Source organism: Fulvivirga aurantia (assembly GCF_009711475.1).
GTDB lineage: Bacteria > Bacteroidota > Bacteroidia > Cytophagales > Cyclobacteriaceae > Fulvivirga > Fulvivirga aurantia.
In genome coordinates this window covers 1-10,091 of sequence record NZ_SMMD01000834.1, presented here as the reverse complement: position 1 = coordinate 10,091, position 10,091 = coordinate 1, and the positions used below count along the sequence as shown (strand labels likewise).

Here is a 10,091-nt window from a genome sequence, read left to right as displayed (position 1 = left end):
ATTTACTGGGAGACCTCCACGCCCTTTATTTATCAGGATGAAAATGGTAACCTAATAGGTATTGAAGTCGAAATCTTCAATGACTTTAAATCCTACCTTAAAAAGACTCATAATATCAGCCTTGAGCTCAGCTGGCAAAAAAGTGAAAGTTTTCAGGAGATGCTCAGCACGGTCGAAAATAGTAAAACCAGTGGTGATTTTGCCGTCTCTGCGCTTTCTATCACCTACGATCGTAGGCAGAAAATGAGTTTTAGCCCGCCTTACATGTCAGATATTTCTGTCATGATTTCTAGTGGTGATGTGCCCATCGTAAAGTCAGAAACCGAGTTTGATGAGACATTCAATTCGCTTACCGCCATATCAATAGATGGTACCACATACATGAAAGATCTTCTTCGACTCAAAAGTTTGAGACAATTAGATTTTGAAGTTGATGAAATTCCAAGTTCAGGAAATGTATTGCTAGCAATTAATGACAGGCAAAATGTATTTGGCTATATCGACCTGCCCATCTATCTACAAAATTTAAATGATCGTGCTTCGCTCAATATCAGAAGACAGAACCTTTTTTCTATAAAAAGAGAAGGTTACGCCATTGCTTATCCTAAAACTTCTGATTGGGTGGGCCCCATGAACGAATACTTCTTTGACCCTGAAAACAAAGAGAAAATTAAGGAGATCATTAGCCACCATATCGATTATGAGATATATAATTTTATTGAGAGCTACTATGAAGACAATGTAAGTCTGCTTACTAAAGAAAAGGAAATGCAGAAAAGAGAATTGCAAAACACGGCTTTGCAGATGCAGCAGGAAACCAACCTACGCTACGGTCTCATTGCAATTGCCCTCATCATTCTCATTTTTGCCATTGTAGTGTATGGTATGTACAAAAAAAGACATAAAGTAGCCGTACAGCTCGAGCAACAAAAGCAAAAGATAGAAACTCAGCGTGTCAACATCGTGAGGCAAAAAACGCAACTGGAAAAGCGAAGTAAGCTCATGACTCAGTATAATGATGAGAAAAACAACCTTATTAAAATTTTAGCGCATGACTTAAGGAGCCCAATAAATCATATTCAGGGGCTGGCTAATCTGTACAAATTAGAAAACAGAGAGCTCACCAAATCAAACGAAGAGATAATAAATAAAATAGTTAGCTCCTCAGATCGGTTGCTTAATATGATTTCTAAGATTTTAGATATCGATGCCATAGAAGCCAATCGGGTAAACATTCTGGAAGAAAAAGTCGATTTATCTGAACTGCTGGATCAGGTGATAGTAGCTTTCGAAAAAGAGGCAGAAGCCAAAGAATTAAAGTTTGACTGGCATGGCAACCACAGAGAGTCTTATGTAAAGGCCGACCCGGTTTACTTAACAGAGGTATTTGAAAACTTAATTTCCAATGCCATTAAATTTTCAGAAAAAGGCAAATCAATCACGGCCAGGCTCGAAAATGACGGAGATGATTATTTGGTAAGCATTATAGATGAAGGGCCCGGTATCACAGAAGAGGACAAACAATTGATGTTTCAAAAATTTCAAACACTGAGTGCTAAACCCACCGCTGGTGAACAATCTACCGGTTTAGGCCTCAGTATTGTCAAAAAATACATCTCACTGATGAATGGTGAAGTATGGTGTGAGTCCGAACCCGGTCAGGGTGCAACTTTCAAAGTGAAGCTTAGCAAATTTGACAGCAATTAGCTTCTAACAATAAAGTGAAGCCAAAAAAAGAGGGTGTCCCAAATACAATTTTGAGACACCCCCTTTAGGACAATCAGTATTTCTACTTACTTATCTTTCTTTCTTGAAGATGAAGATCCTGGCTTTGAGATAGACTCTCTCATGTCTGTATCTGCCTGGATATTCTCCATTTTGTAGTAATCCATAATTCCTAAATTACCACTTCTGAAGGCTTCTGCCATAGCTTTAGGTACTTCAGCTTCAGCTTCAATTACTTTAGCTTTAGCTTCCTGAGCTTTAGCTTTCATTTCCTGTTCTTCAGCCACTGCCATTGCTCTACGCTCTTCAGCTTTTGCTTCAGCAACTTTCAAGTCTGCACTTGCCTGGTCTGTCTGTAGCTTTGCACCGATGTTTGTTCCTACATCTACATCGGCAATATCGATAGACAGTATTTCGAAAGCAGTACCTGCATCGAGACCTCTCTGTAGTACCAGTTTTGAGATTTTATCAGGATTTTCTAATACCTCTTTATGTGTTTGCGCAGAACCGATAGAAGTTACAATGCCCTCACCTACCCTGGCTAAAATGGTATCTTCACCGGCACCACCAACCAATTGCTGGATGTTGGCCCTTACTGTAACCCTTGCCACAGCAATAAGCTGAATACCATCTGCTGCTACTGCCGCCACTTTTGGCGTGGTAATCACTTTAGGATTTACCGATATCTGCACAGCTTCAAATACATCTCTACCGGCAAGATCGATAGCCGTAGCCTGCTTAAACTCCAGGTTGATGTTTGCTTTATCAGCAGAAATAAGTGCTTTTATAACAGAAGGCACGTGACCGCCCGCCAGATAGTGTGTTTCTAATTCTTTGGTGCTTAATTGTAGCCCGGCTTTAGTTGCTGTAATCAAAGAGTTGACCACTACACTAGGTGGCACTTTTCTTACTCTCATAAGCACTAGCTCAAAAAGACCAACTTTTACATTAGAAAATCGAGCGGTGATCCAAAGCCCGACAGGCACAAAATACAGGAACACAAAGAATCCAATGATTCCTGCAAAAATGATTACTATAAGACCAATTCCTTCTCCCATGTTTTTATTTTAAAGGTTCAACGTATATTCTATTTCCATCAATTTTTACTATTTCGATTTTTGTGGTACTGTCTATGTAATTACCATATGACCTTACCTCATATTCTTTGTCATTAAACTCAGCCTTGCCTATAGGGCGAAGTGTCGAAAGCGCCACACCCTTGTCGCCAACCTTAAGGGAGCTCCAATAGCCATCGTTCACACGACCTTCGCTGGTATCTTTGAGCGAGAACTTATCCCATGTGCCACCCTTAAATCCAAAATAAAGTGAGGCGGCAAATGCCACGGTTGTTCCTCCGAAAATCCACCAGCCGATTTCTTCCCCAAAATATTCAAAACCAAGATAAACACCTACCACGGCTGACACAAAGCCTAGAATACCTACTACTGTAGTGCCGGGTACGAAAAGAACTTCAACAATAATTAAGGCGATGCCTAATGCAATAAGAGATGCAACAGTAAACCAATCAGACATATAATTTCGAAATAAGACCTAAAGCTAACAAAATTATCGAAGTAGCACTTTTTCCCTACTCGATTTTTTCATTCCCAGAAAAGTCTTCTTTTGTGAGTCGTGTATTAGTTTGTCGTAAATAATGGGAATAGTATTGACCCCGTGGTAATCAACCACACCATATTTTTGATCCTTTCTTACGATAGCAAAACCATTATCGAGGTCTCGTAGGTAATCATATTTGGCATTGATCATAAGTCTGCCCAGGCTATCAAGAAGACCAATTTTATTATTTTTATAGGCCTGAAAGTGCCCGTTGGGCTGTATAAAGAGACTGTCGTAGCTAAAAGAAGATATCTTTTCACCTTTTTTATTGATAAGGCCTGACCCTGTATGATCATAGGCCACAGCCACTTCATCATAAAATTGTGAAACCCGCTGAAAAACCGGCTGTATCACAATTCTTTCTCTTTTATCGATAAAGCCCCACTTTCCTAATATTTGAAAAGCCGCCAAACCCTGGTGAAAATCACCTACATTTTCATATCTATTGGCTATACGTAAGCGGTTTTGAGCATCAATGAAACCATAACTTCCATCCTTTTTTATGGCATAAAATCCTTCTGACGGTTTACGCACTTCTTCGTAACTATCACCCGTTGCCTCCTCCACAATTTGCCCGCTAAAGTCAACTTTCCATATACCGCCCTCGCTGGTGTATTCAAGCAGGTAATTGTCCTTTATTTCTACAGGATTTTCGGTGAAGTAAATTAAATCGCCTTCGAAATCTTTAAGTTTTTTCAGACCATTTAAATAGGTCATATAAAAGGCATTATTAAGAATTGATACGCTGTCGGCTTTATGTGGTAAAACTATCCAGTCGCCATACTTATCTATAATGCCACGCTCGCCATGAAACTTAACGTCTACCTTGTTGTAGCTAAAATCACCCACTTCATCATAAACGCAATGAATAATTTCCTTTCCCATTCGATCTATAAAACCCCAATGATGGTTTTTCTTAACCGGAAATAAGTGACCACTTTTAGGTGCTATTTGCTGATAAAAATGCGTTGTCTTTCTAATATTAAAAGAATCGTACAGCGACCAGAGATTCTTTTTCTGAACAAAAATCATGTCGTTATCGATGTAGACAGAATCATACCTGGCCGGAATTTTTATATCTCCTTTGATATTGATGACACCGTAACTGTCTTCAGCCCTAAATGTAGTTAGTGGCTCGTCATCAGGAGTGATGATTTGTTGATAAGTACCGGTCACAGCCTCTCCGTTTGGCCTGATCAACCACATGCGTTCATTGGCTGAAGCCAAAAATAATTGGGTTGAAAACAACGCTATCTCCTGAACATTGATCTGATCAAGCAACTCATTCTGAGCACTTAGCACATGCCATAAATTAAAAGGCCTTACTTCTACTGTTTCTTTATTAATAAATACTTCCTGGTATTCCGGCTCTATTAATACTTCGCCATTTTTGTTTACAAGGCCTCTTTTAAAGCCTTCGTAAATAATCGCATAATCACCATTAAACTGAGATACGCTATCTAATTCAAAGTCTACAATTTGCCTTCCGTCATCAGAATAAATGGCTGTTTTATCATTGAAGTTTTTTACTGTAAATCTCAGTCCACCGAGTGTCGCTATTTGCTTATACTCAATCGGAATAATCACATTACCCTTAAAGTCAAGGAGGCCATAGGTGTAATCTTTTATATTTTTCTTAACTACAATCACTCTCATACCCGTAACCGAAACTTCTGTGTAGTTAAAAGGTATTACAACCTGTCCGCGTGTATTCAAAAGGCCAACTCGATTTGTGCCGGGGCTCGGTTTTGCACCGACAAGAAGCTGCTGTCCGGCAGGGTAAAGCTGGTCGTAGCTGGCTTTTGCAACTATCTGATTGTCGATACTCACCAGCCCCCACAGTCCTTGTTTTTTAAAGCCGACCACATCTTGCACCAGCTCAAGGTCACCTTTACTCCAACCTAATTCGTCATATTTTGCGGGTATTAATACCTGACCGGTTTTGTCTTTAAGGCCTTGTTTGCCCTCTTTCTCAAATATCAAATAATTGGGCACCTCCTTCTGAGAAGAAGCAATGGAAGCATTACTTAAAAAAAATAGCAGCGTGAAGATTAAAAAATATCGCATGCAGATCCCTTTATAATGTGCGAAATTAATGATTTTATATATTTAATTGACATACAGAATTTTAATTGGCTTTTTAAGATTGTATTTTTGCGCCTGAAAAAAATTTATTCGTATGTATATAGAACAACTTTACACTAATTGTCTGGCTGAGGCGGCTTACTACATAGAATCTGAAGGCGAGGTAGCCATCATAGATCCCTTAAGAGAAACTACACCATACCTGGAAAAAGCGCAAGCAGCCAATGCTTCTATAAAATACGTCTTTGAAACACATTTTCATGCCGATTTCGTTTCAGGACACATCGATTTAGCAAAAAAAACCGGAGCTCAGATCGTTTATGGTCCAAAAGCAGATACCGCATATGAGGTCTACAACGCTAAAGATGGGGAAAAATTTAAATTAGGAAAACTTACAATTGAAGCATTGCACACCCCGGGTCATACGCCTGAATCTACGTGCTATCTATTGTATGATGAGAACGGAAAAGAACATGCGATCTTTACTGGCGATACGCTTTTCGTTGGCGATGTTGGTCGTCCCGACTTACTCGATGGTGTGATGACAAAGGAAGAGCTTGCCGGAATGATGTACGACTCTTTACGTAATAAAATAATGCCTTTGGCTGATGATATCATCATGTATCCGGCTCACGGACCAGGCTCAGCATGTGGCAAAAACATCGGCAAAGAAACATTCTCAACCATTGGTGAGCAAAAGCAAAGCAATTACGCACTACAGCAAATGACCAAAGATGAGTTTATCGCTAAGGTGACTGATGGAATGCTACCTCCTCCGAAATATTTCTTTGAAGATGCTAAAATCAATAAGCTGGGTTATAGCAACATCGATGAAGTACTGGAGCAAAATCAAACAGCACTTTCTTTAGAAGAATTTAAAGACCTGAAGCAACACGGTGCTCTGGTTTTAGATACACGAATACCTAATGATTTTGAAAAAGGGTTCATTGAAGGCAGTATTAATATTGGTCTTAATGGACAGTATGCTGTTTGGGTTGGAACATTGATTGATATCAAGCAACCAATCATTCTTATAACAGACGATCAGACCGAGGAGCAAGCTGTTTTGCGCCTGGCTCGTGTGGGCTATGAAAACGTAAAAGGCTATTTAAAAGGTGGTATCGAAAGTTGGGATGAGCCTTTAGATACAATTACTTCTATAGAGCCAGCTCAAATTTCAGATTTTGATTCGGCAACTGTAGTAGATGTGAGAAAGCCCGGGGAGTTTGCCAATGGCCATGTAAAGGATGCCACTTTTGTCACCCTATCAGGTATGCCTGAAAATATAAAGCAGCTGGATAAAGAGGAAACTTACCTTATTCATTGCGCAGGAGGCTATCGCTCTATGATTGCTGCTTCTATGATGAAAGCAGAAGGTTTTAAAAACCCCATAAATGTTTACGGAGGCTTTGGCAAGATCAAAGAAACCGATATCGCTATTGAAAGCGAACTAGCCGAAGCTTAATTACCTCACATAACTACCGGCATTCATATCTATTGTGGTGCCGGTAGCATGTTTTGCCTTCCCACTTGCTAAAAAGACGACCATGGGTGCAATGTCTTCTGGCTGGGTAAGCTCGGCAAGAGATAGATCTTTAGTGGCAAAATCTTCGCCATATGCATCTATAAAATCCTGAGCCATTTCTGTTTTTGTAAAGCCTGGTGCCACTGAGTAAGCTGTAATGTTTTGCTTGCCGTAAGCCCTGGCAATAGATTTAGTCAGCGCTACCACACCTCCTTTACTGGCTGCATAGGCAAAATAATCCTGAGTGTCACCTCTAAATGCAGCTCTACTGCTGATATTGATTATTATCCCTCCCCCTGACTTTTCAAATTGGCCAATAGCTTCTTTGCATAAAAGTGCCGTAGCGGTAAGGTTTACAGCCATGGTTTTATTCCAATCATTTACCCATTGCTCATTGTCGAGTTTAATATCTGAGCTTATTGCAATACCCGCATTGTTGATCAATACATCTACTTTACCATAAGTTTTAAGTACCTCGGCAAACAAGTCACTTACCTGACGCTCATTAGAAAGATCGGCCGCAAATGCCTTTGATCTATTGCCTATTGAAGTGGCTAAATCAGTGGCGGCTTCAAGATTACTATTACCATGTACGGCTACAGTAGCTCCTGATTTACCGAGGGCAGTGGCTATGGCCTTACCTATACCGCGACTGGCTCCCGTCACGAGTATTACCTTTTCTTTTAAATCAATCAGCATATTTTATGACTTATTGGTTTCTATGTAAACATAAGCATCACCTTGCTAAACAGGCCTCCAATTGTAACAAAATCAGCTTTAATACTGACGCTTGTCAGCAACTTGTGATGATTAAAACGTCAATTTTAAAATAAAAAAGGAGGTTGTTATGAAAAGTATATTAGTCCCCACAGATTTTTCTAAAGAAGCAAAACACGCCACTCACTTAGCCATGCAACTGGCTACTAAGCTAAAAGCTTCAATTCATTTTATACATGTTGTTTCTGTTCCGATGGATTGGGTCAAACTGAATGATCAGGACAGGCTATACCCGGAAGTGACAAGAAAGATAAACCACATCAATAACGAGCTCAGCAATTTAAAAACAATAGCCGAAAATGCCGGACTACGCACTTTCACAACAGTTAGTTATAAAGATAGCTACGCAGAAATATTAAAATACCTGAAAGAGAACAATATTGACTTAATTGTGATGGGCTCAAAAGGTGCTTCAGGCATAAAAGAACTACTGATCGGGTCTAATACTGAAAAAATCATCAGACATGCTCAATGCCCGGTGTTGGTAGTTAAAGAGCACATGGATCTAGACAAGATTAAAAGGATTATGATGCCGACTGATCTTGAGTATGAGCAGGAAAATATCGCTAAACTGGTAAACACCTGGGTAAAGCTGCTCGGGGCCAAATTATACCTTGTGAAGGTAAACATCAATTATCACTGGATCGACTCCTCTGGATTTATTAATGAAATCGAATCTTTTGCCAGAGAGTTTAAAATTGACACGTACCAAGCCCGTGCTTATGATGCCAATTATCTCGAAGACGGCATTGTACAAGCCGCTAAAGATGTAAAAGCCGATTTAATTATAATGGGTACTCACAGCAGAACAGGCATTGCCCATATTATAGCAGGTAGTGTGGCAGAAGATGTGGCCAATCAATCAAAATCATTGATCATGACACAAGCCATAAACTAAATACAACCAATAATCTAATCGTGACGTATACTTTTCTATGCTTAGATTCTTACTTACCGCCATCTTGTGGTGCATTTTACTAGTATTATGTTGGCCGCTGGCTATCCTTATAGGCTTCATTTGGCTTATACTTTTACCGTTTCAAATTCTTGGCTTTGGTGTTTCAGTTATATTCAAGCTAGTAACTGCTATCATAAAACTGCCTTTCGAAGTAGCCAGGGCTGTAACCAGATAAAGTAGAAACCTTCTGTAAATTAGAGGGTAGCATCATTATCAGGTAATTAGTAAATTTGATAATGAGATGGCTTTTTCTATCTGCTTTAATTTGCCTTGTTAATGCCGCAAATGGGCACCCTTCATGGGGTATTACCATCAATGCCCAGGGCGAAATTTTCTTTACTGACATACTTCACAACGAAGGCACTTTATGGAAGATTGATGCAGAGGGTCAACTTTCAGCCGTAATTACCGATTTTCACGCCCATGACTTATATCAGGATGATAAGTCAAATCTTTGGCTCGCTGAAAACTTATGGATTGAGGGCGAAATTGAGGGTGAAGGAAAACATACACTCATCAAGCTTAACACATCGGGAGAGGTCGACACGTTGGTTTCTACATTTGATATAGATCTTTTCAGTGGTACTGCATTTGCCATTTCTCCTGACAGAAAAATTTTCTTCACACACAATGGCCGCATCTATAGATATGGCAAAGATGGCTCTGAGTTATATATCGATCATAAGTTTAAAGATGTAAAGAATATCCTGATGGATGAAGAAGGTGTGCTTTACATTACCGATAGCAAATTCAATAACGGAACGCTTTACTACAAAAGACCAAATGGCCGCCTCAAAATACTCGCTGAAGAAATCATGCCTAAGGCGCCTAAATCTCCTTTGTTTAAGGAAAAAAGACTGCAGTTTTTGATCGGGCTGGCCAAAGATGATGACGGCAACATTTACGTAAGTGAGAATGCAGGGTGCCGCATAATAAAAATCAATAAGCTGGGAGAAAAGATGGTTTATTACCAATCTCCTTCGAAGTGGGCCCCAATGAATGTGGCTTTTCATCAGGGCGAGGCCTTTATTTTAGAAGCCGGATTTAACAAATACAATCGCGGACCAAGAGTAATCAAAAGATCTGCAACGGGGGCCATAAGTCGGGTAGCCAATATTGAAACAAGCAAAATCAAAGAAGATAAGGTTTCTGATTACGATGAAGGTCAAATCTTACCGATGTGGTTTTATTTCGGATTGTTCCTTTTGATTTTCGCCTTAGTTATCATTTTGTCTTTGCGAAAACAACACAAAATAGATTAGCCATGGCTTACAATGAATCATTGGCCGACAGAATAAGAAGAGGTCTACAAGAACTTCAGATTACTTATGAAGAAAAGAAAATGATGGGAGGCCTTACTTTTATGTTAAATAATAAAATGTGTGTTGGCATCGTTGGCGATGA

8 protein-coding genes are annotated in these 10,091 nt (G+C 39.6%); 4 read left to right on the top strand and 4 right to left on the bottom strand.

Annotated elements, in window-relative coordinates:
* A partial coding sequence (locus E1176_RS12105; RefSeq protein ID WP_155210899.1) for an ATP-binding protein occupies window positions 1–1,707 on the top strand: 1,707 nt, incomplete at its 5' end.
* A gap of 86 nt (window positions 1,708–1,793) precedes the next feature.
* Here E1176_RS12105 and floA read toward each other — a convergent pair.
* The 3 genes from floA to E1176_RS12090 are packed head-to-tail and all read right to left on the bottom strand — an operon-like array spanning window position 1,794 to window position 5,409.
* The gene (gene floA / locus E1176_RS12100) at window positions 1,794–2,783 is read right to left on the bottom strand and encodes a flotillin-like protein FloA (RefSeq protein ID WP_155210898.1); all 990 of its coding nucleotides are present in this window, start codon (window positions 2,781–2,783) and stop codon (window positions 1,794–1,796) included.
* Between the two features lie 4 nt (window positions 2,784–2,787).
* Complete coding sequence (locus E1176_RS12095; RefSeq protein WP_155210897.1) at window positions 2,788–3,258, bottom strand: NfeD family protein; 471 nt, start codon at window positions 3,256–3,258, stop codon at window positions 2,788–2,790.
* Window positions 3,259–3,291: 33 nt separating this feature from the next.
* Entirely contained in the window at window positions 3,292–5,409 is a 2,118-nt protein-coding gene (locus tag E1176_RS12090; protein WP_155210896.1) for a WG repeat-containing protein, read from the bottom strand.
* A 112-nt stretch (window positions 5,410–5,521) separates the two neighbouring features.
* Between E1176_RS12090 and E1176_RS12085 the strand changes: the two genes are divergently transcribed.
* On the top strand, window positions 5,522–6,892 hold the full coding sequence (locus E1176_RS12085; protein WP_155210895.1) for an MBL fold metallo-hydrolase: 1,371 nt from the start codon (window positions 5,522–5,524) through the stop codon (window positions 6,890–6,892).
* Here the strand turns inward: E1176_RS12085 and E1176_RS12080 are convergent, their stop codons facing one another.
* Window positions 6,893–7,651 (bottom strand): SDR family NAD(P)-dependent oxidoreductase, encoded by a 759-nt coding sequence (locus E1176_RS12080; RefSeq protein ID WP_155210894.1) that lies wholly within the window; start codon window positions 7,649–7,651, stop codon window positions 6,893–6,895.
* Window positions 7,652–7,799: 148 nt separating this feature from the next.
* On the opposite strand from E1176_RS12080, the gene E1176_RS12075 reads away from it, so the two are divergent.
* Both E1176_RS12075 and E1176_RS12070 read left to right on the top strand, forming a co-directional pair.
* Complete coding sequence (locus E1176_RS12075) at window positions 7,800–8,627, top strand: universal stress protein (protein ID WP_155210893.1); 828 nt, start codon at window positions 7,800–7,802, stop codon at window positions 8,625–8,627.
* 296 nt (window positions 8,628–8,923) lie between these two features.
* Window positions 8,924–9,949 (top strand): NHL repeat-containing protein, encoded by a 1,026-nt coding sequence (locus tag E1176_RS12070; RefSeq protein ID WP_155210892.1) that lies wholly within the window; start codon window positions 8,924–8,926, stop codon window positions 9,947–9,949.
* The last annotated feature ends 142 nt before the right edge of the window (window positions 9,950–10,091 follow it).

Coding starts and splice junctions, on each gene's coding strand:
- floA (WP_155210898.1), bottom strand. CDS start 2,783: ATGGGAGAAGGAATTGGTCTTATAGTAATCATTTTTGCAGGAATCATT.
- E1176_RS12095 (WP_155210897.1), bottom strand. CDS start 3,258: ATGTCTGATTGGTTTACTGTTGCATCTCTTATTGCATTAGGCATCGCC.
- E1176_RS12090 (WP_155210896.1), bottom strand. CDS start 5,409: ATGCGATATTTTTTAATCTTCACGCTGCTATTTTTTTTAAGTAATGCT.
- E1176_RS12085 (WP_155210895.1), top strand. CDS start 5,522: ATGTATATAGAACAACTTTACACTAATTGTCTGGCTGAGGCGGCTTAC.
- E1176_RS12080 (WP_155210894.1), bottom strand. CDS start 7,651: ATGCTGATTGATTTAAAAGAAAAGGTAATACTCGTGACGGGAGCCAGT.
- E1176_RS12075 (WP_155210893.1), top strand. CDS start 7,800: ATGAAAAGTATATTAGTCCCCACAGATTTTTCTAAAGAAGCAAAACAC.
- E1176_RS12070 (WP_155210892.1), top strand. CDS start 8,924: ATGAGATGGCTTTTTCTATCTGCTTTAATTTGCCTTGTTAATGCCGCA.